The organism is Saccharopolyspora sp. 6V, assembly GCF_020176785.1.
Lineage (GTDB): Bacteria > Actinomycetota > Actinomycetes > Mycobacteriales > Pseudonocardiaceae > Saccharopolyspora_C > Saccharopolyspora_C gregorii.
The window spans coordinates 1-21,751 of record NZ_JAIUKB010000062.1 but is presented as its reverse complement, the minus strand read 5'-3'; the positions used below and the strand labels follow the sequence as shown (position 1 = coordinate 21,751).

The 21,751-nt window shown below is 73.1% G+C and carries 22 protein-coding genes and 1 pseudogene; 13 read left to right on the top strand and 10 right to left on the bottom strand.

From position 1 onward, the window contains the following. Positions 1-29 precede the first annotated feature (29 nt). Genes LCD35_RS13095 through LCD35_RS13085 form a run of 3 tightly spaced genes read left to right on the top strand, consistent with a single transcriptional unit; the run spans position 30 to position 3,134 of the window. On the top strand, positions 30-1,331 hold the full coding sequence (locus LCD35_RS13095) for an extracellular solute-binding protein (protein WP_224955459.1): 1,302 nt from the start codon (positions 30-32) through the stop codon (positions 1,329-1,331). Then, complete coding sequence (locus LCD35_RS13090) at positions 1,331-2,302, top strand: carbohydrate ABC transporter permease (protein WP_224955460.1); 972 nt, start codon at positions 1,331-1,333, stop codon at positions 2,300-2,302. Before LCD35_RS13095 ends, LCD35_RS13090 begins: the two co-directional genes overlap by 1 nt. After that, the gene (locus LCD35_RS13085; RefSeq protein ID WP_224977554.1) at positions 2,292-3,134 is read left to right on the top strand and encodes a carbohydrate ABC transporter permease; all 843 of its coding nucleotides are present in this window, start codon (positions 2,292-2,294) and stop codon (positions 3,132-3,134) included. Before LCD35_RS13090 ends, LCD35_RS13085 begins: the two co-directional genes overlap by 11 nt. Here LCD35_RS13085 and LCD35_RS13080 read toward each other — a convergent pair. Beyond that, positions 3,112-3,312: pseudogene (locus LCD35_RS13080) on the bottom strand (zinc finger protein); the annotation flags it as partial. The gene LCD35_RS13085 and the pseudogene LCD35_RS13080 overlap by 23 nt on opposite strands. Before the next feature lie 235 nt (positions 3,313-3,547). Here LCD35_RS13080 and LCD35_RS13075 point away from each other — a divergent pair. The 5 genes from LCD35_RS13075 (at position 3,548) to LCD35_RS13055 (ending at position 6,653) form a co-directional block, all read left to right on the top strand. After that, positions 3,548-4,411, top strand: a complete 864-nt coding sequence (locus LCD35_RS13075; protein ID WP_224961693.1) for a helix-turn-helix transcriptional regulator — start codon at positions 3,548-3,550, stop codon at positions 4,409-4,411. Positions 4,412-4,416: 5 nt separating this feature from the next. Next, positions 4,417-4,605 (top strand): DUF397 domain-containing protein, encoded by a 189-nt coding sequence (locus LCD35_RS13070; RefSeq protein WP_224961691.1) that lies wholly within the window; start codon positions 4,417-4,419, stop codon positions 4,603-4,605. Positions 4,606-4,689: 84 nt separating this feature from the next. Next, positions 4,690-5,214 carry a hypothetical protein gene (locus LCD35_RS13065; protein WP_224961689.1) on the top strand — a complete coding sequence of 175 codons (525 nt, stop codon included), beginning with the start codon at positions 4,690-4,692 and terminating at the stop codon, positions 5,212-5,214. Further along, on the top strand, positions 5,201-5,827 hold the full coding sequence (locus tag LCD35_RS13060) for a dienelactone hydrolase family protein (RefSeq protein ID WP_225044260.1): 627 nt from the start codon (positions 5,201-5,203) through the stop codon (positions 5,825-5,827). Before LCD35_RS13065 ends, LCD35_RS13060 begins: the two co-directional genes overlap by 14 nt. Before the next feature lie 40 nt (positions 5,828-5,867). After that, positions 5,868-6,653, top strand: a complete 786-nt coding sequence (locus tag LCD35_RS13055) for a DNA-formamidopyrimidine glycosylase family protein (RefSeq protein ID WP_225044259.1) — start codon at positions 5,868-5,870, stop codon at positions 6,651-6,653. A gap of 60 nt (positions 6,654-6,713) precedes the next feature. Here LCD35_RS13055 and LCD35_RS13050 read toward each other — a convergent pair whose 3' ends face one another. The 5 genes from LCD35_RS13050 to LCD35_RS13030 all read right to left on the bottom strand — a co-directional run bounded on the left by LCD35_RS13050 (position 6,714) and on the right by LCD35_RS13030 (position 11,688). Beyond that, positions 6,714-8,174: an FAD-dependent monooxygenase gene (locus LCD35_RS13050; protein WP_225044258.1), complete on the bottom strand. Its 1,461-nt coding sequence runs from the start codon at positions 8,172-8,174 to the stop codon at positions 6,714-6,716. 110 nt (positions 8,175-8,284) lie between these two features. Next, complete coding sequence (locus LCD35_RS13045) at positions 8,285-9,418, bottom strand: cytochrome P450 (protein ID WP_224961681.1); 1,134 nt, start codon at positions 9,416-9,418, stop codon at positions 8,285-8,287. Beyond that, positions 9,415-10,635, bottom strand: coding sequence for an MAB_1171c family putative transporter (locus tag LCD35_RS13040; RefSeq protein ID WP_225044257.1), 1,221 nt, complete (start codon positions 10,633-10,635; stop codon positions 9,415-9,417). Before LCD35_RS13040 ends, LCD35_RS13045 begins: the two co-directional genes overlap by 4 nt. Positions 10,636-10,639: 4 nt before the next feature. Continuing rightward, positions 10,640-11,188 carry a hypothetical protein gene (locus LCD35_RS13035; RefSeq protein WP_224961677.1) on the bottom strand — a complete coding sequence of 183 codons (549 nt, stop codon included), beginning with the start codon at positions 11,186-11,188 and terminating at the stop codon, positions 10,640-10,642. After that, a complete protein-coding gene (locus tag LCD35_RS13030; protein ID WP_224961675.1) occupies positions 11,185-11,688 on the bottom strand; it encodes a hypothetical protein in 504 nt (167 codons plus the stop codon). The genes LCD35_RS13035 and LCD35_RS13030 overlap by 4 nt, the downstream gene beginning before the upstream one ends. Before the next feature lie 371 nt (positions 11,689-12,059). Here LCD35_RS13030 and LCD35_RS13025 point away from each other — a divergent pair, with 371 nt between their 5' ends. Next, entirely contained in the window at positions 12,060-12,923 is an 864-nt protein-coding gene (locus LCD35_RS13025; protein WP_308012562.1) for a 3-hydroxybutyryl-CoA dehydrogenase, read from the top strand. Between the two features lie 201 nt (positions 12,924-13,124). Here LCD35_RS13025 and LCD35_RS13020 read toward each other — a convergent pair whose 3' ends face one another. Next, on the bottom strand, positions 13,125-13,832 hold the full coding sequence (locus tag LCD35_RS13020; protein ID WP_224961671.1) for a GntR family transcriptional regulator: 708 nt from the start codon (positions 13,830-13,832) through the stop codon (positions 13,125-13,127). Positions 13,833-14,115: 283 nt separating this feature from the next. Between LCD35_RS13020 and LCD35_RS13015 the strand changes: the two genes are divergently transcribed. Together LCD35_RS13015 and LCD35_RS13010 are read left to right on the top strand one after the other, a co-directional pair. Beyond that, positions 14,116-15,309 carry a CaiB/BaiF CoA-transferase family protein gene (locus LCD35_RS13015; protein WP_225044271.1) on the top strand — a complete coding sequence of 398 codons (1,194 nt, stop codon included), beginning with the start codon at positions 14,116-14,118 and terminating at the stop codon, positions 15,307-15,309. Next, complete coding sequence (locus LCD35_RS13010) at positions 15,306-16,487, top strand: acyl-CoA dehydrogenase family protein (protein ID WP_224961667.1); 1,182 nt, start codon at positions 15,306-15,308, stop codon at positions 16,485-16,487. Before LCD35_RS13015 ends, LCD35_RS13010 begins: the two co-directional genes overlap by 4 nt. Before the next feature lie 59 nt (positions 16,488-16,546). On the opposite strand, the gene LCD35_RS13005 is transcribed toward LCD35_RS13010, so the two are convergent. Together LCD35_RS13005 and LCD35_RS13000 are read right to left on the bottom strand one after the other, a co-directional pair. After that, the gene (locus LCD35_RS13005) at positions 16,547-17,305 is read right to left on the bottom strand and encodes an SDR family NAD(P)-dependent oxidoreductase (RefSeq protein ID WP_224961666.1); all 759 of its coding nucleotides are present in this window, start codon (positions 17,303-17,305) and stop codon (positions 16,547-16,549) included. A 288-nt stretch (positions 17,306-17,593) separates the two neighbouring features. Further along, on the bottom strand, positions 17,594-19,045 hold the full coding sequence (locus LCD35_RS13000; RefSeq protein WP_225044256.1) for an amidase: 1,452 nt from the start codon (positions 19,043-19,045) through the stop codon (positions 17,594-17,596). A 213-nt stretch (positions 19,046-19,258) separates the two neighbouring features. On the opposite strand from LCD35_RS13000, the gene LCD35_RS12995 reads away from it, so the two are divergent. Continuing rightward, positions 19,259-20,443 carry an MFS transporter gene (locus tag LCD35_RS12995; protein ID WP_225044255.1) on the top strand — a complete coding sequence of 395 codons (1,185 nt, stop codon included), beginning with the start codon at positions 19,259-19,261 and terminating at the stop codon, positions 20,441-20,443. An 81-nt stretch (positions 20,444-20,524) separates the two neighbouring features. Here the strand turns inward: LCD35_RS12995 and LCD35_RS12990 are convergent, their stop codons facing one another. Then, positions 20,525-21,334 (bottom strand): SAM-dependent methyltransferase, encoded by an 810-nt coding sequence (locus LCD35_RS12990; protein ID WP_224961660.1) that lies wholly within the window; start codon positions 21,332-21,334, stop codon positions 20,525-20,527. A 260-nt stretch (positions 21,335-21,594) separates the two neighbouring features. Here LCD35_RS12990 and LCD35_RS12985 point away from each other — a divergent pair. Then, positions 21,595-21,751 (top strand): alcohol dehydrogenase catalytic domain-containing protein (locus tag LCD35_RS12985; protein WP_225044270.1); only part of this gene is annotated, 157 nt, incomplete at its 3' end.

Genomic DNA, 21,751 nt, shown 5'->3' with positions numbered 1-21,751 from the left:
CCGCGACCTCTCGCGACGAGGAGACGACGGTGCCCCCACGTCCGCGCGGCCCGGTGCTGGGCCTGGTGCTGCTGGTGCTGCTGGGCGTGCTCGCCGGGTGCGGGCCGCCGCCGCGGCGGCTCGTGTACTGGGCGGCGAACCAGGGCGCGAGCACCGCGCGGGACCGCGAGCTGCTGCGCACCCGGCTGGCCGCGTTCACCCGCGAGACCGGTGTTCCGGTCGAGGTGGAGGTCGTCCCGTGGAGCGATCTGCTCGACCGCGTCCTGGGCGCGGCGATCTCCGGCACCGGCCCGGACGTGGTGGACGTGGGCAACACCTGGTCGGCGTCGTTGCAGGCGACGGGCGCGTTCGTGGAGTTCGACGCGGAGCTGCTGGACCGGCTGGGCGGCCGGGAGCGGTTCCTGGACGGCAGCATGCGCTCGACGGGCCTGCCGGGCCGGCCGCCGGCGTCGGTGCCGCTGTCCGGCCTGGCGTACGCGGTGTTCTACGACCAGGCGCGGTTCCGCGCGGCCGGGATCGAGGGGGTTCCGCGCAGCTGGGCGGAGTTCCTGGACGTGGCGCGGCGGCTCTCCGGCGGTGGCCGGGCGGGGGTGACCGTGCCGGGCGCGAGCTACGCGCAGAACGCGCACCTGGCGTTCCTGTTCGGCGCGCAGCAGGGCGCCCGGTTCTTCGACGCGGCGGGGGCGCCCGCGTTCACCGGTCCGCGCGAGGTGGCCGCGGTGCTGCGCTACGTGCGGCTGCTGGGGGAGGGGCTGGTGCGCGCCGACGACGCCGAGCTGGGTTCGGCGCCGGAGGCGGCCGCGGAGTTCGCCGCCGGGCGGGCCGGGATGCTGATCGCGCAGAACAACGCACTTCCGGCCATTGTGGACGGAGGCCTGCGCGCGGATGATGTCGGCGTGTTCCCGCTCCCGCTGCCCGATCCGCTGCCGCCGGGCGGTGCGCCGGTCCGCACCCACGTCGGCGGCAGCAACGTCGCGGTGCTGCGCGACGGCCCGCACCGCGCGGAAGCGCTGCGGCTGGTGGAGTTCCTGACCCGCGCCGACACCCAGGTGGAGCTGAACCGGGCGTGGGGGAGCCTGCCGGTCGTCGCCGACGCCTACGACGGGCCGGAGTTCGCCACCGGCCGCGCCGCGGTGTTCGGCGAGCTGCTGGCGCGCGAATCGGTGCCGATGCCGATGATCCCGAACGAGAGCCGCTTCGAGACGACGCTGGGTGCCGCCGTGCGCGACCTGTTCGCGGCGGCGGCGACGGGCGAGCCGGTGGGTCGTGAGCAGGTGCGGGCCGAGCTGGCGCGCGCGGAGCAGCGGATGCGCGCGTCCGGGGGCGCGTGATGCCCGGTGGCCGGGCGCTGCCGGGTTCGCGGGCGGTGCCGGGTTCAAGGACGCTGCCGGGTTCGCGGGGCCTGCCGGGTTCGCGGGCGCTGCCGTACCTGTTCCTGCTGCCCGCGCTGGTCTTCGAGCTGCTGGTGCACCTGCTGCCGCTGCTCGGCGGGTTGTGGATGAGCGTGCACGAGCTGGACCAGTTCTCCCTGCGGGAGTGGCCGTCGGCGCCGTTCGCGGGCTGGGACAACTACCGCTCCGCGGTGGACCTCGGCGGTGCGGCGGGCGCGGAGCTGCTGCGCTCGTTCGCCGTGACGGCGGCGTTCTCGCTGCTGGTGGTGGTGCTGTCGTTCGGGCTGGGGCTGGCGGGGGCGGTGCTGCTGCAGCGCCCGTTCCGCGGCCGGTTCCTGCTGCGCGGGTTGTTCCTGGTGCCGTACGCGCTGCCCGTGTACGCGGTGGCGCTGGTGTGGCGCTTCGTGCTGGACCGGGGCGACGGCGCGTGGAACTCGGTGCTGCGCGCGGCCGGGCTGGGCGGCGGCGAGTTCTGGCTGCTGGGGCCGAACGCGTTCGCGAGCCTGGTGGTGGTGGAGGTGTGGCGGCTGTGGCCGTTCGCGCTGCTGGTGCTGCTGGCGGGCCTGCGGTCGATCCCGCCGGAGGTGCACGAGGCGGCCGAGGTGGACGGCGCGGGCCCGGTGCGGCGGCTCCGTTCGATCACGCTGCCGCTGCTGCGGCCGGTGTCGCGGGTGCTGGTGCTCGTGCTGTTCCTGTGGTCGTTCACCGAGTTCACCGTGCCGCACGTGCTGTTCGGCGAGTCGGTTCCGGCGGCGGCGGGCCTGCTGTCGGTGCACGTGCACGAGAGCGCGTTCCGCACCTGGAACTTCGGGTCGGCCGCGGCGATGTCCGCGCTGCTGCTGGGATTCCTGCTGCTGCTGGTGGCGGTCCCGCTGCTGGTGGCGCGCTTGCGGGGGCGTCGTGCGGCGTGAGCCGCGCCGGGTCCGGCTGCTGCGGGTGGCCGGGCTGGGCGCGCTGGGGGCGTTCGTGGTGCTGCCCCTGCACGTGGTGGTGACGACGGCGCTGGGGTCGCGTCCGGGCGGGCGGGACGGGTTCTCGTGGTGGCCGTCCGCGGTGTCGCTGGACGCGTTCCGCACCATGTGGTCCACGGTGGACCTGGCGCGGTACTTCGCGAACAGCGCCGTGGTGGCGTCCGCATCGGCGGCGGTGTCGGTGCTGGTCGCGGTGTTCGCCGCCTACGCGGTGAGCCGGTTCCGCTTCCGCGGCCGGGAGCTGTTCCGCGCGGTGGTGCTGTCCACGCAGGCGATGCCGGGGATCCTGTTCCTGCTGCCGCTGTTCCTGCTCTACGCGTCGATCGGGCGGGTCACCGGAATCCTGTTGCAGGGCAACCTGTTCGGCCTGGTCGTCACCTACTTGACGTTCTCGCTGCCGTTCTCGATCTGGCTGCTGGTGGGGTGCTTCGACGCGGTGCCGGTGGAGCTCGACGAGGCGGCGCTGCTCGACGGCACCGGACCGCTGGGGGCGCTGCTGCGGGTGGTGCTGCCCGCGGCGCGGCCGGGGATCGCGGCGGTGGTGATGTACGCGTTCATGACGGCGTGGGGGGAGGCGTTGTTCGCGTCGATCCTGACGAGCTCGGGTTCGCGGACGCTGGCGGTCGGGCTGCGGGAGTACGCCGCGGAGTCGTCGGTGCACTGGAACGAGGTGATGGCCGCGTCGCTGGTGGTGAGCCTGCCGGTCGTGGCCGGGTTCCTGCTGCTGCAACGCCATCTGGTCCGCGGCGTCACGGCGGGTGCGGTGCGCTGATCCCGCGCTGCGCGGCGTCCCGCAGCGCGCGGGCCACGTCCCAGCAGGCCGCGCAGGTGGGCGCGAGCCACTGCTCGTCGCTCGCCTTCGCGATGGTGAGCGCGACACCGCACAACGCGGTCCGCCGCTGCCCCGGGTGCGGGCGTTCCGCGGAGTCCACCGCGTGCCGCACGCCGTCGACGGGCCGCCAGTACGGCGACGGGCCAGCGGGAACCGAACACCACTTGCGATCCCACGTCGTCCTCCTTCGTCGTCATCGGGGGTGCGGCGGCCCCGCCGGGGGTCGGGGAGGCGCGGGGCCGCCGCTGATCCAGAATCTAGCTTAGAAATATTTCTTACGGCATCACTCGAATGGGTTCTGATCGATCTGGTAGACCTGGGGACCACGCAGCCGGAGTCAGCGGAGGAACGAGATGGCGCCCGCATCACCACTGGTCGCAGCCTGGGAACTGGGCGTGCGGCTCAAGGAAGCCCGCGAACAGGTGGACCTCACCGGCACCGAGGCCGCGGAGTCGATCGGCGTCACGCAGAACTACCTGAGCAACATCGAGCACGGGCGCCGCAAGATCGCCGAGGAGAAGCTGACGACCCTCATCGGGACCTACCTGCTCGACGCCGACGAGGCCGGTGAGCTGGTGGAACTGCGCAAGGCCTCGGACGGTCGCGGCTGGTGGTCCCGCTACAGCGGGCTGTTCGCCCCGGAACTCCTCCGCTACTTCGGGTTCGAGCACGGGGCGGAGGAAGTGCGCAGCTACGAGAGCGGTGCGATCTCCGGGCTGTTGCAGACCGAGGACTACGCCCGAGCGATCCACGCCGGTGACCGCGCCAACCTGCGCGGCTCGGAGATCGAGCGACGGGTCGAAGCCCGGATGCGTCGTCAACGGCGGATGAGCGGAGCGGATCCGCTGCGGGCCACGGTGGTCATGACCGAAGGCTCGTTGCGGCAGCAGGTGGGTGGAGTGGACGTCCTCGCGGAGCAGCTGGAACATCTGCTCGATCTGATCGATCGGTTCGCGGACACCTTGGAAGTCCGGATCATCCCGTTCACCGCCGGTAGCTACGGAGCTATGGGCGGATCTACGTTCCACCTGCTCACCTTCCCCAGCGCGAGGCTCGGCCGATTGGCGTGGCAGGAGACGGTGACCTCGCTCGGCTTGATCGACACCGAGGTCCGGGTGCACCAGTACTGCCTCTCGTTCGCCGAAGCACTGGAACGATCCGTGGATCGGACCGAATCCGAAGCGCTGATCGGGACGGTGCTCCAGTCGCTACGATGAGGATCATGCAGCGGTTCGCGGAATCCTCTTGGCGCAAGGCGAGCTATTCGACGAGTTCCCAAGGCTGCGTCGAGGTGGCGATGACGGCCTCGGTGGTCGGCGTGCGGGATACCAAGGACCGCGCCGGCGGCACCCTCGTCGTCCCCCGCGAGCACTGGCGCGCGTTCCTGCGGAGCATCACCACCTCCGCGTGACCCCATCGGGGGATTGAGCGGCGCGCGTGCGGGTAGCCGTGGTGCGGAAGTGCTTTGTCCGCACGAGGAACGGAGACGCGCACGATGTCGGACCCGCTGGACGCCGAGACGCCCTCGGCTGACGAGGTCGGCCCCGATCCCGCAGACCCGCAGGACCCGGCCGAGCTGCAATCCGCGGGCGATCTCGACGAGGACGAACTGGGCGTGGACCCCTTGGAAGAGGGTGTCGAACCGCCCGAGCACTGGTCGCGGGACGTCGTGGACCGGCCCACGCCCCGCGAGCAGCGGGAAGGCGAGACCATCGACGAACGGCTCGCCGAGGAACGCCCCGACCCGGACGACGAGGTGGGCAAACCGCTCGCCGAGACCCGCCTGCACGAGCTCGACGACACCGTCGACGAGCAGGCGGCGGAGGAGGTCGCCGACGGGGTCAGCGGCGAGCAGGTCGCCGAGCAGGCCGAGCGGTCCACCGGCACCGGCGCCGTCGTCGAAGGCGAGGAGGTCGAGGACACCGGCCTGTCCGCGGTGACCAACGAAGGTTCCGCGGCCCCCGCCCGCAACGCCTCCCCGGAGGAGAACGCCGAACGGGTGCAGGATGGCGGAGCCTGAGCAGGTCGCCGTCCCGGCCGCGCACGGCAGCGGTGCGCTCGCCGCGGACCTGGTGCTGCCGCAACCGGATTCACCGCTGGTGGTGTTCGCGCACGGCAGCGGCTCCTCGCGGCACAGCGAGCGCAACCGGTGGGTGGCGGCCCGGTTGCAGGAGGCCGGGCTCGGCACCCTGCTGCTGGACCTGCTCACCGACGACGAGTGCGAACGCGACGCGCACGGCCAGCAGCGGTTCAACATCCCGCTGCTCACCGTGCGCGTCCTCGGCGTGCTCGACTGGTGGCGCGGCCCGCTGAGCCTGTTCGGTGCCAGCACCGGTGCCGCCGCCGCCCTCGGAGCCGCCGCGCGCCGGCCGGACTCGGTGCGCGCGGTGGTGTCCCGCGGCGGGCGGCCCGACCTCACCACCGAACCGCTCGACCAGGTGCGCGCCCCCACCCTGCTGCTGGTCGGCGGCAGCGACCCGGAAGTCCTCGAACTCAACCGGCGCACCGCAGGCCACCTCTCCGCCGAGCACGAACTCCAGGTCGTCCCCGGCGCCACCCATCTCTTCGAAGAACCCGGTGCCCTCGCCGAAGTGGCCCGAGCCACCACCACCTGGTTCACCACCCACCCCTGACCCGAGGTGTGCGGCGGGTGGTGGGGGGTAGTCCGGGGTGGTGCCGGAACTGCCTGATGTGGAGGGGTTCCGCCGGGTCGCGGAGCGGGCGGCGGGGCTGGTCGTGCGGGACGTCGAGGTGCGCGACGCGCAGGTGCTGCGCGGGGTGCGGACCGGCGAGTTCCGGGACGCGCTGCGCGGGCAGCGGCTCGGCACGCCGTGGCGGCTCGGCAAGTGGCTCGCGCTCCCGCTGGGGGACGAGTTCCCGCAGGTGCTGCTGCACTTCGGCATGACCGGGCGACTGCTGCGGTGCGAACCCGGCGACGAGGTGCACCGGCACGACCGCGTGCTGCTGGACCTCGACGACGGGCAGCTGCGGTACCGGGACATGCGCAAGCTCACCGGGCTGCACCTCGCCCGAGACCGCGAGGACCTCGACGCGCTGCTCGGCGACCTCGGCCCCGATGCGCTCGCCGCCACCGCCGCCGACTACCGGCGGCAGCTCACCCGGCGCCGGCGCGGGCTCAAATCCGCGCTGATGGACCAGGAAGTGCTGTGCGGACTGGGAAATCTCACCGTCGACGAGGCGCTGTGGCAGGCGCGGTTGCACCCCGCCCGCGGCACCGGCGACCTCGACCGGGGCGAACTGGACCGGCTCAGCCGCCGCGCGCACGCGGTGCTGCGCGGGTCCGCGAAGGTCGGGCACGTGCCGGACCGGCCGAGCTGGCTCACCGGGCACCGCGACGAACCCGACCCGCACTGCCCGCGCTGCGGCACCGGACTCGCCCGCACCACCACCGCCGGGCGGACCACCTACCACTGCCCGCACTGCCAGCCCCGAGGGTGAACGCGCCGGGGCGAACCCATCGGACCGGGGTACCGGCCCCGCCGCGGCACCCGAACCCCATCAGGCCGGGACGCCGAACCAGCGGCCGAGGGCCGCGCGCAGGGCAGCCCGATCCTCGCCCGCCCACGCGACGTGGCCGTCCGGGCGCAGCAGCAGCGCGGGCACGTCCAGCTCCTCGCTCACGTCCACGACGTGGTCGACCCGATCCGCCCAGCCGGCCGCGGAGAACTCGCCGGTCTGGTCCAGCAGCAGTCCGCGCCCGCCGTGCAGCAGCCGGTACAACCGGCCCCGCCCCAGCTCGACGTCGCGCAACCGCCCGCCCACCGACGGGTGCCCGCCCGCGGCTGCGCGTTCTCCTCGCCCCGCGGCGGAATCGCCGAAGTCGTAGCGGATGCCGATCGCCGTGACCTTCTCGATCAGGTACCGGTTCACCTCCTCGAACTCGATCAGGTCCGCGAGGACCTTCCGGACGGCTCGCGGGCCCGGCTCCGGCAGCAGCAGCTCCGTCTGCGCGCGGGACAGCTCCAGCACCTCGGCGGCCACTGGGCGCCGCTCCGCCTCGTAGCTGTCCAGCAAGCCCTCCGGAGCTCGGCCGCCCACCGCGGCCGCCAGCTTCCAACCCAGGTTGAACGCGTCCTGCAGGCCGGTGTTCATGCCCATCCCGCCCGTCGGCGGATGCACGTGCGCCGCATCGCCCGCCAGCAGCACCCGGCCGTCGCGGTACCGCTCGGCGAACCGCGTGCCGTCGCCGAAGCGGGACAGCGACCGCGGCGAGTGCGCCCCGAAATCGGTGCCCGCGACCGCGCGCAACCGCTCCCGCAGCTCGGCCATCGTCGGCGGCACCGACCGGTCCGCCGCCACGCCCCCGGACGGCACGATCACCCGGTGCAGGCCCGCGCCGCGCGGGATGGCGCCGAACCGGAACTCGGTCCGGCGCACCCGCGCGATCGTTGCCGCCAGCTCCTCCGGCGCGGCCGTCAGCTCGCACTCGGCCACCAGCGTCTCCACCCGGGACGGCTCCCCGGGGAAGCCGATGCCGAGCAGCTTGCGCACGGTGCTGCGGCCGCCGTCGCAACCCACCAGGTAGCGCGCGCGGAGCTCCGCGCCGTCCGCGAGCTCGGCGGTGACGCCCGCCGCGTCCTGCCCCAGGCCCACCAGCTCGCGGCCGCGCCGGAAGTCCACGCCCACCTGCTCGGCGTGCTCGGCGAGCAGGCGCTCCGTCACGTCCTGCGGGATCGCCAGCACGTACGGGTGCGCGGTGTCCAGGCCCGCCGGCCACCGGGGGCCGACGCCCGCGAAGAAACCGCCCGCCGTGACCCGCTCGCCGTGCGCGAGGAACGGCTCCAGCATCCCGCGCTGGTCCAGCACCTCCGCGCTGCGCGCGTGCAGGCCCAGGGCCCGAGCCTCCCCCGCCGGCTCCGCGTGCCGCTCCAGCAGCACCGCGCGCACCCCGCGCAGCCGCAGCTCCGCCGCCAGCAACAAGCCCGCCGGACCCCCGCCGACCACGATGACGTCGATCATCGAAACCCCCGTCTTCCCAGTTGAGGGGCACAGTGTGCGGGGGTGCCGGGGTCTTGCCACAAGCCCCGGGGTGCGCTATGCGTTGAAGCAGGCGGGGAGGGCGACCCGCGTCAGCGGCGCACTCGCGCCACCAGTTCCGCCGGGCCCCGGTGCCGGAAGTTCCCGCGCCACGCCGCGGATTCCGCGGGAGCCGCCAGCGACAACTCCGGCCGCCGCGCCCGCAGCGCTCGCACCGCGCTCGCCGCGATCACCCTCGTCAACGCCGACGCCGGGCACGAGTGGATGCCGTGGCCCAGGCTCAGGTGCGGGTTCGGCGAGCGCTCCGGGCGGAACACCGCCGCGTCCGCGAACACCCGCTCGTCCCGGTTCGCCGACGCCAGCGACAGCAGCAGCGTGTCCCCGGCGCGCACCGGCACCCCGCCGATCTCCAGATCCGACAGCGGGTAGCGCGGCGCCGCCAGCAGCTGCGGCGGGTGGAACCGCAGCACCTCCTCCACGCCGGGATCGAGCAGCGTAAGTTCCGCGCCCAGCAGCCGCAGCACCGCCGAGGACACCGCGTGCACCATGATCTCGTACCAGACGAACAGCAGGTAGAACACCATGCTGGTGAGCTCGTCGTCGTCCAGGCGGCCACCGGCGCGGGCCGCCAGCAGCCCCGCCAGCAACGACTCCGCCGGGGGAGTCGACCCCAGCGCGCCGCCGATGATCCGGCGCATGTCCCGCATCGTGTCCCGCGCCCGCGGTTCCGCGCCGGGGGAGTGGCGCAGCAGCGAATCCGCCCAGCCGGTGAACTCCGCGCGCGCCTGCTCCGGCAGCGGCAGCAGCTCCGCGATCACCCGCACCGGCAGCGGGACCGCGAACTCCGCGACCAGGTCCACCTCGTCCGGCAGCGCCGCCGCCAGCCGCTCGGCGACTTCCCGCAACTGCGGCGCCAGCTCCCGCACCCGCTGCGCGGTGAAGCTCGGCGCGATCTGCCGCCGCAACCGGGTGTGCCGCGGCGGATCGCTGTTGAGCAGGTGCGCGTCCAGCTGCGGCGGCAGGTCGAACCCCGCGTAGTCCCCGCCGTGCGAGCGCGACCGGTCCAGCGCCAGCCGCTGATCGCCCAGCGCCGCCCGCACCTCCGCGTACCGGGTCACCAGCCACGCGCCCGGACCGTCCGGAGTGGACACCCGGTGCACCGGGCCGGCCGCGCGCAGCGCCGCCAGCGCCGCGAACGGATCGGGCGCGGTGAACGGATCGGTCACGGCGCCGGGCTCCGGTCCCCGTCCAGCTCCGCCAGCACCTCCCGCACCACCGGGTGCGGTTCCTGGAACGCCTTGCCGATCAGGCACGACCAGTGCGACTCCTCCGCCAAGTCGCGGTGCGGGTCCTGCTCCGGGAACCGCCACACCGCCGCCGCCGAACCGTCCATCCCGGACTCCTCGCGGATCATGTCGCTGCCCGAACCGGGGCGCCGCCCGGCCGCGTGCGCGCGCAACCCGGCCGCGATCCGGGCCGCCTCGACCGTCGCCGCCCGCTGCTCCCCGGTGAGGCCCGCGCGGTCCGCGTGCCGCTCGGCCACCGGCACCACCGCCGGGTCCAGGTAGGGCCGCAGCTCGCGCAGCAGGTCGTCGGTGGCGATCAGCCAGCGGTACTCCGCCGACTCCAGCCGCGTGTTGCGCACCAGCTCCGGATCCAGCGGCCGCAGCGCCTCCAGCAGCGGACGCAGGTAGCGGCGCGCCCGCCACCGCCGCAGCAACCGCGGCACCGACGGCAGCACGTACCCCACCGCCATCACGCTCGCCCCGGCCGTCGCGCTCAGCGGCGCCACCACCGTGCTCACCACGTCCAGGTCCGCGCCGAGCCAGGTCGCCGCCACCGCGACCACCTTCAGCACCGAGTAGCCCAGGCCGAACACCACGCCCACCGGCACCAGCGACACGCCCCACCGCAGCCACCGCTCCCGCGCGTGCGGCCGGATCCGCAGGCAGATCAGCGCGCTGCGCACCAGCCCCAGCGAGTACGCGCCCAGGTACACCGCCAGGAACAGCACCACGGCGGGCACGCCCGAGTAGTGCGCGTCGAAGTCCAGCACGTGCGGCTCGTCGTGCACCGGCGCCAGCGCGAACGCCCCCGCCATCACCAGCAGCGCCGCCACCGTGCCCAGCACCAGCACCCGGCCCGCGGGCTGCGCCTCCTCCCGCGGCCGCGCCAGGTTCACCGAGCACACCTGCAACGAGGCGGTGCACAGCACGATCGAGGAGTACACCGCCAGCGTCGACAGGTTCGGCACCCCCGACGCCGCGCCGACCGCCAGGTACACCCCGGGGATCGCGAAGTTGAACCCGCACGCCACGAACAGCAGCGCCAGCGTGATCGCACCCAGCCGCGGATCCCGCGGATCGCGCAGGAAATCGCGCAGCTTCCACGCGAACGCGCTCAGCTGCAGCAGCAGCGCCAGCGGGTAGAGGACGGCGAACACCCGATCACCCGAGGGTCGACTGGAAGCGGCGCAGGATCTCCCGCGCCTCGTCGGGAACCTGCTGCGCCTGCGGCGATTCCCACGAGCTGATCCGGCGCATCGCCACCGACGCCATCATCTCCGCCGCGGCCTCCTCCTGCGCCGAGCAGCCGGTGCGGGTCAGCACCCGGTCCAGCACCTCCGGCGGCAGCTCGCCGAACAGGGAGCGCAGCGCCGGCGCCGGATCCGACAGCGGGCGGCCCACGTGGCCCCACAGCAGGTGCATCAGCTCATGCAACCAGATGTGCCAGCGGTGCCAGCGGGTGGTGCGCGCGTCCGCGATGATGATCACGCAGCCCTCCGGCAGCAGCGCCAGCCCGCTCGGTGCGCGCGGCGGCAGCTCCACGGCCGCGAAGTAGATGTCCCGGCCCAGGTGCTCCCGCGCCCGTTCCAGCAGCTGCTGGGCGGTGAACCGGCGCGGCAGGCCGAGCGCGTCCAGCCGCTTCCCGCTGCGTCGCCGCAGCAACCAGCGCGAACTCCGGTCCGGGCCCCCGTCCCACACCAGCAGCCTCACCGCTGCTCCGGCTGCTGGTCCGCGGCGCGCAGCGCCTTGAAACCGTGCAGCACCCCGAGGATCGCGTCCGCCACGTGCTGCCGGTCCTGCTCCGGGAACTGGTCGGTGAGCTGGCGCAGCGCGACCTCCTCGACGCCGTGGCTGCGCAGCTGCCCGGCCAGCCGCCACTGCGCCAGCAGCTCCGGTGCGATCGCCGGGTCGAAGAAGTCCAGGCCCACGCCGAAGAACTCGGCGAACGCGACCACCTCGGTGAGCCGCGGGACCGCGCGGCCGGTGCGCAGGTGCCACATGTGCGTGCCGGACATCCGCACGCCGCGCGCGGTCAGCAACCCCGCCATCCGCTCGCTGCCGTAGGGCTTCCCGGTCTCCGGGTCGGGCTGCGCCGCCAGCAGTTCGGTCAGCCGCTCGGCGAACACGTGCACGCTGATGGAGCTCCCCGAGACCTGGTCCTCGGGGACGTCGGTGGCGCCGGTGCCGGCGGAGTCGGATGGGTGGGGCACGTCTCGACTGTAAGGGGTCGCGATCTCCGCGACACCGCCGATGTCATGACGATCTCGTCCACACCGGTGGTCGATGGGAGTGGATCTGTCCACCGCTGTTGATATACGATGACGGAACCCTGGGGGGTCAGGGTGCGAGTCGGGGAGTGGAGGAGTCGGGTCGGGAACTGCGGCCCGACTTCTTCGAGCCGGTCCCGCACCGGCGAGCCACGCGCCTCCCGGCGGGACCGGCGTCGAGCAAGACCGCTCCGCCGATCGCTCCCGCCGTGTCCTACAGCACCTTGTACCCGTAGGTAACCGCCCGCTTTGGCATCATCGCCGCGTCGGTCGAGCGCGACCCGACGACGAAGTCGGACGGAAGGATCGGTGTGGTGACGGGAATCGAACGCGTAGGCGTGATGGGCTCCGGGCTCATGGGGGCGGGCATCGCCGAGGTCAGCGCCCGCAGCGGGCTGGACGTCGTCGTCTCGGAGGTCGGCGAGCAGGCCGCCGAAGCGGGCCGGGCCCGCATCACCAAGTCCCTGGACCGCGCCGTCGGCCGCGGCAAGCTCGCCGACGCCGACCGGGACGCCGCACTCGGGCGCCTCCGGTTCACCACCGAGCTCGGCGAGCTCGCCGACCGCCAGCTGGTCATCGAGGCCATCGCGGAGAACGAGCAGCTCAAGACCGGGGTGTTCGCCGAACTCGACCGGGTGCTCACCGACCCGGACGCGATCCTCGCCTCCAACACCTCCTCCATCCCGATCGCCAAGCTCGCCGCCGCCACCTCGCGGCCCGCGCAGGTCATCGGGGTGCACTTCTTCAACCCGGTGCCGGTGCTCAAGCTCGTCGAGCTGGTGCCCTCCCTGGTGACCTCCGAGGAGACCGTGCGGCGCGCCGCCGAGTTCGCCACCGACGGGCTCGGCAAGCAGACCATCCGCGCCCAGGACCGCTCCGGGTTCGTGGTGAACGCACTGCTGGTGCCGTACTTGCTCTCCGCGGTCCGGATGTTCGAGAGCGGCGTGGCCGCGGCCGAGGACATCGACAACGGCATGGTGCTGGGCTGCGCCCACCCGATGGGGCCGCTGGCGCTGGCCGACCTGGTCGGCCTCGACACGCTCAAGGCCATCGCCGACTCGATGTACGACGAGTACAAGGAGCAGCTGTACGCCGCGCCGCCGCTGCTGCAGCGGATGGTGGACGCGGGCCACTACGGCAAGAAGTCCGGCCGCGGATTTTACGAGTACTCCTCCTGAGCGGTCGCCGCCGCCGAGGGGTGGGGTGGCGGAGCCTCAGCGGGATTCTCGCTGCGGGATCGTTCTCACCGGTGGCCGCCGCCACAGGAGAAAACGCCGTCCTCGCGAGAATCCCGCTGAGAACCCGCGGCGGTGCCGGTTGCGTGCGTGGTCGCCGTTCAGCGCTTCGCGCTGGCAAGAGGAACCAGCGGCTCTCGCCGGTCAGTTGATGGTGTTGCGGAGTGCTGCGACGGCGTGGTCGCGGTGGGCGTCGAGCAGGGCCACCAGGCGTTCGGCGTCGCCCGCGGTGGCCGCGCGCACGATCGCCTCGTGCTCGGCGCGGACCCGCTCCCGGTTCGCGCCCTCGTTGTAGTAGACCGCCCGGTAGGCGTCCGTCGCGTCCCACAGCGTGCGCACGATCCGCAGCAGTCGCGGCAGCCCGCACGGTTCCAGCAGCGCGAAGTGGAACCGCCGGTTCGCCGTGATCATGCCGACCAGGTCGCCCGCCTCGGCCGCGCGTTCCACGTCCCGCGCCGCCTCCTCGATCCGCTGCAGGTCCGCCTCCGCGAAGCGGCCGGCCGCGACCCCCGCCGCCTCCGATTCCAGCAGCGCGCGCAGCCGGTACACCTCCAGCAGGTCGTCCAGCGACAGCTCGGCGACCGCGTAGCCCCGGTGCGGCCGGTAGACCACCTGGCCTTCGGCCTCCAACGTCTTCAACGCCTCCCGCAGCGGGACGCGGCTGACGCCCAGCTCGTGGGCGATCGAGTCCTGCCGGATCGGTCTGCCCGGGGCCAGCGAGCCGGTGGTGATGGCCCGGCGCAGCGCGTCCAGCACGAACGCCTGCGTGGTCGGTGGCCGGTCGTTCCCGCCCAGGTCGTGCCAGCGCAGGTCGGGCGGCGTCGGCGGTCGCGGGTTCGGGTCTGCTGGCATCGGCTCCCGCCGGTCGCTCGTGCGCGGATGGTCCCCTGGCGCCGGGCACGCGATCACTCGTTCGAGAGGCGCGAACCGTGTTGACCCGGCATCCGATCACTGTATATTGGATCCAATCCGGGAAGAGCGCAAGGCGGCTCGCCGCGCGTCCCAGGTGCCGGACTCCGGTGTTCCGCGCGGACCGCGGGACGGGTCCGGCCGGGGCCGTCGTGCGGGGATTTCCGGATCGCTGCGCGGTTTTCCCCGGCCCGAACGGGCCTGGAACCGGAAGGGTGGGTCGGTGATCGGGCGGGCACTGCCGCTGGACTACATCGTGGTGGCGGACTTCAGCCGGGTGCTGGCCGGTCCGTACGCGACCATGTCGCTGGCCGACCTCGGCGCCACCGTGATCAAGGTGGAACGGCCCGGCACCGGCGACGACACCCGCGGCTGGGGTCCACCGTGGACAGACCGCGGCTCCGCCTACTTCGAATCGGTCAACCGCAGCAAGCGCAGCGTGGTGCTCGACTTCGACGACGAGCAGGACCGGGACGCGGCCCGGGCGCTCGTGCGGCGCGCCGACGTGCTGGTGGAGAACTTCCGGCCCGGCGTGCTGGCGCGCTGCGGGCTCGATCCCGACGGCGCGCGCGAGCTCAACCCCGCGCTGATCTACGCCTCCGTCTCCGGCTTCGGCAGCGGGCCCGGCGCCGACCTGCCCGGCTACGACTTCGTGGTGCAGGCCGTCGGCGGGCTGATGAGCATCACCGGCGCACCGGACGGGCCGCCGACCAAGGTCGGGGTCGCCGTCGTCGACGTGCTCACCGGCAAGGACCTCGCGCTCGGCATCCTCGCCGCGCTGCGGCAGCGGGACGCCACCGGGCTGGGGCAGCACGTCGAGGTCAACCTGCTCTCCAGCCTGCTCGCCGCCCTGGTCAACCAGATGAGCGGCCTGCTCACCACCGGCATCGCGCCCGAGCGGATGGGCAACCGGCACCCCAGCATCGCCCCCTACGAGACGCTGCGCTGCGAGGACGGGCTGCTCGCCGTGGCCGTCGGCAACGACGCGCAGTTCCGCCGGTTCACCGAGGCGCTCGGCCTGATCGGGATGGCCGACGACCCGAGGTTCGCCGCGAACGCCGAACGCGTCGCGAACCGGGCGGAACTGGTGCGGCGCCTGGAGAACGTGCTCGGCGCCCGGCGGGCCGGCGACTGGCAGGACCGGCTGCACCGGGCCGGCATCGCCTGCGGCCAGGTCAACGACCTCTCGCACGCGGTGCACTACGCCGAATCGCTCGGTCTGCGGCCGGTGGTCGACCCCGGCGACGGGGGCGTGGCCCAGGCCCGGATGCCGATCGAGTTCTCCGACCTCGACGTCGCCGACCCGCTCGCCCCGCCGCAGCTCGGCGAACACACCGACGAGGTGCGCGGCTGGCTCGCCGCGGACCCGAGCCCGTTGCCACCGCTGTCCGACGACCCAGCCCGAGGAGGCCACCGATGAGCGCCAAACCCGACTTCGATCCCCGCGATCCGCTGGGCATCGACGCCGAGCTGACCACCGAGCAGCTCGCGCTGCGCGACAGCGTGCGGGCCTTGTGCCGGGACCTGGTGCGGCCGCACGTCGCGGACTGGTTCGAACGCGGCGAGTTCCCGCAGGCGCGCGAACTCGCCCGCGAGCTGGGCAAGCTCGGCGTGCTCGGCATGCACCTGGAGGGCTACGGGTGCGCGGGCGCCTCCGCCGTCGACTACGGCGTGGCGTGCGAGGAGCTGGAGGCCGCCGACTCCGGGCTGCGCTCGCTGGTGTCGGTGCAGGGCTCGCTCGCGATGTACGGCATCTGGCGCTGGGGCTCCGAGGAGCACAAGCAGCAGTGGCTGCCGAAGATGGCCGCGGGCGAGGCCATCGGCTGCTTCGGGCTCACCGAACCCGACCACGGCTCGGACCCGGCGTCGATGACCACCCGAGCCCGGCGGGACGGTTCGGACTGGGTCCTCGACGGCCGCAAGATGTGGATCACCAACGGCAGCATCGCCGACGTCGCCGTGGTGTGGGCGCAGACCGAGGAGGGCGTGCGCGGCTTCGTCGTCCCCACCGATACCCCGGGATTCGCCGCACCGGAGCTGAAGAAGAAGCTGTCGCTGCGCGCCTCGGTGACCAGCGAGCTGGTGCTCGACGAGGTGCGCCTGCCGGATTCCGCGGCACTGCCCGGAGCCGTGGGCCTGCGCGGGCCGTTGAGCTGCCTGAACGAAGCCCGCTACGGCATCGTCTGGGGCGCCACCGGCGCGGCTCGCGACTGCCTGGAGACCGCGCTGGACTACGCGCGCGGCCGGGAGCAGTTCGGCAAGCCCATCGCCGGGTTCCAGCTCACCCAGCAGAAGCTCGCCGACATGGCGGTGCGGGTGCAGAACGCGCGGCTGCTCGCGCTGCACCTCGGCAAGCGCAAGGACGCCGGAACCCTGCTGCCGCAGCAGGTCAGCTTCGGCAAGCTCGACAACGTGCGCGGCGCGCTGGAGGTCGCCCGTTCCGCGCGCACCGTGCTCGGCGCCAACGGGATCTCCCTGGAGTACCCGGTGATCCGGCACATGACGAACCTGGAATCGGTGCTCACCTACGAGGGAACCGGCGAGATGCACGCCCTGACCATCGGCCAAGCGCTCACCGGGAGCAACGCGTTCCGGTAGTGGCGTCCCGGCCGGTCGTGACGGGTGATCAGGACCGGCCGGGGATCAGCCAGGCCGGCTCACCAGATGGTGAAGCCGCCGTCGGCGACGACGTTGCTGCCGGTGACGAAGCTGCTGGCCTCGGACGCGAGGAACACCGCGACCGGGCCCAGCTCCTCCGGACGACCGGCGCGGCCCATCGGGGTCTGCTCCATCCAGCCGTTGAACCACTCCGGCTGGGTGTTCTGCACGCCCAGCAGCAGGTCGGTCCCGGTGTAGCCCGGCGAGATCGAGTTGACCCGGACGCCGCGGCGAGCCCACTCACCGGCGAGCGACTTGGTCAGCATGATGACGCCGGCCTTGGACGCGTTGTACGAGACCTGCGGCTGCGGGTGGTTCGAGATCATGCCCGACATCGAGGCGATGTTGATGATCGAGCCGGCCCCCTGGGCGAGCATCTGCTTGCCGACCTCGCGGGAGCAGTAGAACACCCCGTCCAGGTTCAACCCGACGACGCGGCGCCAGGACTCGTCGCTCATCTCCTCGGCGGGCTCGTTGCGCACCATGCCCGCGTTGTGCACGGACACGTCGATGCGACCGTGGTCGGCCACGATCCGGGCCACCCCGTCGGCCACCGCGGCCGAGTCCGTCACGTCGAGCGGGAGGAAATCGCCCTCGACCTGCTCGGCGGCCGCCTTGCCGGTCTCCGGGTTGATCTCGCCGATCACCACGTGGGCTCCCGCCGACCGCAGCGCCTTCGCGATCTCCAGACCGATTCCCTGCCCGGCACCGGTCACCAGCGCCACTTTGTCCTGGAGGGAGAAAACCTCGGTACCCAACTTGTCACCTTCCCGAAAAACCGACCTGACGGGTGCAGCCTTGCACACGTTCGCGCCCGGTCGGCGAACCCCGCCGCAGATATCAAACAAGCGCCGAGTTCGTGAGAAATTGCGACGTGCGCGCCGCCGGGAGGACCGCGGAACGGACGTTCGCACTGATCATCGGCCCGGCGCCATCCCGGACCCGAGAATTCCCCCGCACCACCCGGAAATCGCGGAAGACCGGAGCAGTGCGAGCGGAACACCGGAGCAGCGGTGCCGCGCGGCAGAAGTGGAGGGGGCAGCCCGTCAGGTCAACGGCGGCGGGAGCACGGTGTGCGTCCAGTCGCTCGCCTGCTCGTAGGCGTGACCGAGTTGCAGCAGCGGCCACTCGCCGTGCCCGGGGCCGATCAGCTGCACCCCGGTCGGGAATCCCGCGTCGTTGAACCCGGCGGGCAGGTTCAGCACCGGATGCCCGGACAAGGTCCACGGCGCCGACACCTCCATCCACCGGTGGTAGGTGTCCATCGCGGTGCCGTCGATCTCCGCGGGCCAGCGCAGATCCGCGTCGAACGGGAACACCTGGGTGCTGGGCGCGAGCAGGAAGTCGAAGCGGTCGAACAGGTCCGACACGGACTCGCGCCACGCGTCCCGGCCGGCGCGCGCCGCAGCGATGTCGCGCACCCCCAGCTCCAGGTAGCCGTCCACCTCGTACTGCGCCTCCGGTTTCATCCGGGCGCGGGCGGTGGGGGAGCGGTGCACCTCGTGCAGCGACTCGCCGAGCATCCACCGCCGCCACAGCAGGAACGTCTCCCACGCCTGCTCGACGGGCAGCCGTGGCGCCGGTTCCACCACGCAGCCCAGCCGCTCGAACAGCCGTGCCGCGTCCGCGCACAGCTCCAGCACGCCCGGCTCCGTCGGCAGGTAGCCGTCGAAGTCGCCCACCCAGCCGATGCGCAGGCCCGCGACGTCGCGGCGCGGGGATCCGGTGAACAGCGCCGGGTCCTGCGGCAGGCTCAACGGCGCCCGCTCGTCCGGACCGGCCATCGTGGACAGCAGCATCGCCAGGTCCCGGATGGTGCGCGCCATCGGCCCCACCACGGACGGTTCGCCGAGGAACCCGGGCGTGGGCACCCGGCCGAACCCGGGCCGCAGCGACAGCACGTTGCAGAACGCGGCGGGCGTCCGCAGCGAACCCATGAAGTCGCTGCCGTCGGCGACCGGCAGCATCCGCATCGCCAGCGCCGCCGCGGCGCCGCCGCTGCTGCCCCCGGCGGTGCGCGACAGGTCGTACGGGTTGGTGGTGGTGCCGAACAGCGAGTTGAAGGTGTGCGAGCCGAGCCCGAACTCGGGGACGTTCGTCTTGCCCACGACGATCGCGCCGGCTTCCTTCATCCGGCGCACGAACAGCGCGTCCGCCGTGGCGGGTTCCTGCCGCTGGAAGCCCTGCGTGGTGGGGAAGCCGGCCGCGTCGCTGAGGTCCTTCACCGCGATCGGGAACCCGTGCATCCACCCGGCGCACTCGCCGCGGTCCAGCTCGGCGTCCCGGGCGCGGGCCTGCGCGAGCACGTCTTCCTCGTCGGCGCGGGAGACGATGGCGTTGACCAGCGGGTTGAACCGGTCGATCTGGGTGAGGAACGCTTCGGCGACCTGCACGCAGCTCAGCTCGCGCTGCCGGATCGACCAGGACAGCTCGACCGCGTCGAGCCGCACGGGCTCGGGCACGTTCGCCGACGGGATCCCGCTCAACTCGGCGCCCACCCGGCCCGCCTCCAGTCCGCGTCCACACGTGGCCGTCGATGGCCACCTGATCGACCGTGGCGGGTGGCGGGCGCGACGTCAAGACGGCGGACGAGCGCATTCGCGTGGCGCGCCGGAGGGATGCGTCACGTTAGCGTTGCTAAACGGTTCCGCGGTTCACACGCTGGTGGCGGGCTTGCCCGCCGGTGGCGGCCGACGAACGGAGGAGGACCGATGGCGGCAGCGGTGGTCGGTGGCGGTCCCCCGCAGGTACGCCAGGTCGGGCCCGTCCGGGTGCTCAGCTCGGTCGCGGCGGTCGTCACCGTCGGTGTGTTCCCGGTGTTCCTCGTCGGCGGGCTCGGCGTCCAGCTGCAGCGGGAACTCGGGTTCGGCGCCGCGCTGCTGGGCGGTTCGGCCGCCGCGTTCTTCGCCGTCGCGGCCCTCGCCTCCCGCTTCATGGGCTGGGTGGTGGAGCGCATCGGCTCCCGGCTGGGCATGCGCCTGGGCGCCGCGGGCAGCGCGGTGTGCCTGCTGGGCATCGCGACGGTGCGCGACGCGGGCTGGCTCCTGGTGTTGCTGTGCCTGTCCGGGCTGCCGAATTCGCTGGCGCAGCCCGCGGCGAACCTGCTGATCACCCAGGGCGTGCCCGCGCACCGGCGCGGCACGGGGTTCGGCGTGAAGCAGTCCTCGATCCCGCTCGCCACGCTGCTCGCCGGGGCGGCGGTGCCCGCGATCGCGCTGACCATCGGCTGGCGCTGGGTGTTCGTGTTCGCCGGGATCGCCGGGCTGCTGGCCGCGGCGTTCGTGCCCTCGCTGCCGCAGGCGGAGCGCTCCACCCGTCCCGCGGCGGCCGGATCGGGCGGGGAATCCCGGTTCGTGGCGCTGCTGCTGATCGCCATCGCCGGCGGGCTCGGTTCGGCCGCCGCCAACGCGCAGGGCGCGTTCGTGACCACCACCGCCGTGGACGTCGGGTTCAGCCCGTCGGCCGCGGGACTGGTGCTGTCGCTGGCGTCGGCGGCCGGGCTGACGATCCGGCTGCTGGCCGGGGTGGTCGCCGACCGCTGGGAGGTGAACCTGCTGCGGGTGATCACGATCATGCTGGTCGTCGGCTCGCTCGGGTACGCGCTGATGGCGGCGGGGTCGACGACGTTGTTCCTGATCGGCGTGTCCATCGGGTTCGGCGCGGGCTGGGCGTGGCCGGGGCTGCTGAACTTCTCCGTCGCCAAGATCGCTCCGGATCGGGTGGCGAGCGCGACGTCGTTCACCCAGACCGGCATCTACTTCGGCGGCAGCGCGGGACCGCTGCTGTTCGGGCTCCTCGGCGAGCACGCCGGTCTCGCCACGGCGTGGCTCGCCGCGGGGGCGGCCGCGATCACCGCCGGAATCCTGCTCCTCTTCGTCCGCCCCGCATCCAGGTGAACGGCCCACCCACCCGATGGATGTGGGCCGGGGGCCCACTCACCCGGAGGCGTCGCCTTGGGGCCGGGGGTGCTTGTTCGATCAGGGTTTGCGGGCGAGGCCGCCGTGGAGGATGCGGTAGCGGGGGTGGCGGTGCGGCGGCTGGTCCGGTTCCGGCCGCCAGTCGCCGATGTAGCAGGTGCCGGGCGGCTGCCGTGCGAACGCGCCGAAGCACTCGGTGATCCACTCGGCGGGGCGCGCCACCACCGGGTCCGCGGTCTCCTCGTAGAACGCCGCCAGCAGGTTCATCGGCTCGGGCTCCTCGCTGGCGCACAGGTGGGAGAGCACGAGCGCGCTGCCGGGCACCACCGCGTCCTGGTAGGCGCGCACCAGCCGCATCGGATCGTCGTCGTCTTCCACGAAGTGCAGCACCGCCGACATCACCAGCGCGACCGGCTCGGAGAAGTCGATCAGGTTCGCGACGTCGCGGGAGCCGAGGACCGCGTCGGGTTCGCGGATGTCGGCGTGGATGATCGCGGCGCGCGGTTCGGCGTCGAGCAGCGGCCTGCTGTGCGCGACGGTGAGCGGCTCGTTGTCCACGTACAGCACGCTGAACCGGCGGGTGCGGCGGGCGGCGACCTCGTGCACGTGCCCGATGGTCGGTATCCCGGAGCCGAGTTCGAGGAACTGCCGCACGCCGCGCGCCAGCAGGTGCTCCACGGTGCGCCGCAGGAACGCCCGGTTGTCCCGGAACACCCCGGCGACGCCGGGCATCGCACTCTGCAGCCGCTCGGCGAATTCGCGTTCCACGCCGAAGTTGTGGCCACCGCCGAGGAACGCGTCGTAGATCCTCGCCGCGCAAGGCCGGTCGATGTCCATCTCCCTGGACAACAGGCGTTGCGCGTCGACCATGATGTGCTCCTCGTTCCTCCGTCGGCGACACCGTACAGTAGTCGTTGGTTCACACACCGTGTCGAAGCGGGGCGGGTCCGAGCGGGGCCCTCACAGACGGAACCGCAGTCGAGCACCCGGTGGCTACGGCCGATCGGGGGGTATGGTCGTGATCGTCCGGGGATGCCGGTATGCGCATGTCCGGCCCTGTTCTTGAGAGCGCCCGCGGCCGCGCGACTGCGGCTGTTCGGGCGGCGGAAAACCCACTCCTGGAGGTGTACGTGTCCGAGGTTCGCGCCGTCGTGGCGACCGGCAAGGGAGCGCCGGTCGAGGTCGTCGACATCATCGTCCCCGATCCGGGTCCGGGTGAGGCGGTGGTGCGGGTGCAGGCGTGCGGGGTGTGCCACACGGATCTGCATTATCGGGAGGGCGGGATCA

Coding starts and splice junctions, on each gene's coding strand:
- LCD35_RS13010 (WP_224961667.1), top strand. CDS start 15,306: ATGAGCGCCAAACCCGACTTCGATCCCCGCGATCCGCTGGGCATCGAC.
- LCD35_RS13090 (WP_224955460.1), top strand. CDS start 1,331: ATGCCCGGTGGCCGGGCGCTGCCGGGTTCGCGGGCGGTGCCGGGTTCA.
- LCD35_RS13075 (WP_224961693.1), top strand. CDS start 3,548: ATGGCGCCCGCATCACCACTGGTCGCAGCCTGGGAACTGGGCGTGCGG.
- LCD35_RS13050 (WP_225044258.1), bottom strand. CDS start 8,174: ATGATCGACGTCATCGTGGTCGGCGGGGGTCCGGCGGGCTTGTTGCTG.
- LCD35_RS12995 (WP_225044255.1), top strand. CDS start 19,259: ATGGCGGCAGCGGTGGTCGGTGGCGGTCCCCCGCAGGTACGCCAGGTC.
- LCD35_RS12990 (WP_224961660.1), bottom strand. CDS start 21,334: ATGGTCGACGCGCAACGCCTGTTGTCCAGGGAGATGGACATCGACCGG.
- LCD35_RS13070 (WP_224961691.1), top strand. CDS start 4,417: ATGCAGCGGTTCGCGGAATCCTCTTGGCGCAAGGCGAGCTATTCGACG.
- LCD35_RS13060 (WP_225044260.1), top strand. CDS start 5,201: ATGGCGGAGCCTGAGCAGGTCGCCGTCCCGGCCGCGCACGGCAGCGGT.
- LCD35_RS13065 (WP_224961689.1), top strand. CDS start 4,690: ATGTCGGACCCGCTGGACGCCGAGACGCCCTCGGCTGACGAGGTCGGC.
- LCD35_RS13020 (WP_224961671.1), bottom strand. CDS start 13,832: ATGCCAGCAGACCCGAACCCGCGACCGCCGACGCCGCCCGACCTGCGC.